We start from the raw sequence: 1,450 nt of genomic DNA on the forward strand, positions 1-1,450 counted from the left end.
CGCTCGGCCACGGCGTCACCGGGAGCGGGCAGCAGGTCCTCGCCGCTCTCGCCGACGGGCAGCGGCACGGCGTCCCGTACGCGCCGGCGCCGGGCGCGGTCGAGGCAGGCGTTCACCACGACCCGGTGCAGCCACGTGGTGACGGCGGCGTCTCCCCGGTAGCCGCCCCCGCTGGTCCCGCGGCCCGCCCGGAAGGCCGACACCAGGGCGTCCTGCACGCCGTCCGCCGCCTCCTCGGGGTCGCCGAGGGTCCGCAGCGCGACGGCCCAGAGCCGGTTGCGGTGCCGGCGCACGACCTCGCCGAAGGCCTCGGGGTCCCCGGCCCGGTGCCGCTCGAGCAGTTCCGCGTCGCTCGCCTCGGAGTAGTCCTCGCCCGCCCCCAACCCGGCCCCCTCCCTCCGTGCGCGCCCGCGTTCCACCGCGCTCATCCCATCAGGGCGGCGCGGCTGACGCGCGGATGTTTCACGGGAATCCAACTAGCGGATCGCGCGGACCGTGACCTCGCGGACCTCTCCGCGGTAGTTGGTCGGGTCCTCGGGGGCCGGAGGCAGCCGGGTGAGCCAGAGCAGGACGTAGCGTGCGGGCGTGCCGGCCGCGCCGTCGCCGGGCACGTCGACCGCCACCTGCTCCGGGGCGTCCGTCACGGTCGTGGCCGGCGGCCCGGTCGGCGCCTCAGTGGGCTCGGACGCCAGCAGGAAGACCTGCACGTCGGCCCCGGGGGTTATGTCGGCCCGCACCTCGGACACGCGGACGGCCCGGCCGAGGTCCAGGAGCAGGCCGACTCCCGACTTGAGCCCGCCGAGGTCCGGGCGGCGGAAGTACGTCGCGGTGGTCCACGACGTCTCCGGGTCGCCGTCCACGGCACGGCCGCCGACGCCTTCGACGCCGTCGCCCAGCGGGTCGAACCCCTCGGCGCCCACCGGGCGCACGGCCACCGGTGTCGCGGAGGGGCGTGGGCTCGCGGCCCGCTCCCGGACGGGGTCGGACGGCTCGTCGGAGCGCACCGCGTCCACCACCTGCCAGCCCAGCAGCGCCAGGCCGGCGAGCAGCACGGCTCCGGGCGCCAGGCGCAGGAGGCGTACCCACCGGGACGGCGGCGTGGCGCGCAGGGCCGGCTCGGCCACCGGCAGGGCGGGCTCGTCGACGCCGGGCGCATGGGTCGCGTGCAGCGCGGCCGCGACGTCCTCGGCCGTGTGCAGTGGTGGCGCGCCGCGGCGAGCGGCGGGCAGGCCCAGCGCGCGGCACGCGATGTCGTCCAGCGCCGCAGGAAGCCCGGCGCGCACCTGCCGGGGCGCGCAGGCGACCCCGTCCAGGAGCGGGGCCGGCTCGAGGCCGGCGTCCTCGGCTGCCGGCCAGCGGGCGGTGAGAGCCGCGTAGAGCAGCGAGCCGCAGACCTTTGCCTCCACGTCCGCGGCCTGCACCGGTGCCGAGCGCGGGTCGGCGGCGGCCC

Annotated in this window: 1 protein-coding gene and 1 pseudogene; both read right to left on the minus strand. The window is 78.5% G+C overall.

The window, feature by feature from the left end:
• On the minus strand, nt 1-383 hold a 383-nt coding region (locus tag G9H71_RS22635; protein ID WP_269204808.1), incomplete at its 3' end, for a sigma factor.
• 93 nt (nt 384-476) lie between these two features.
• Nucleotides 477-1,450, minus strand: a pseudogene (locus tag G9H71_RS22640) (hypothetical protein); the annotation flags it as partial.

The organism is Motilibacter deserti, assembly GCF_011250635.1.
Taxonomy (GTDB): Bacteria; Actinomycetota; Actinomycetes; order Motilibacterales; family Motilibacteraceae; genus Motilibacter_A; species Motilibacter_A deserti.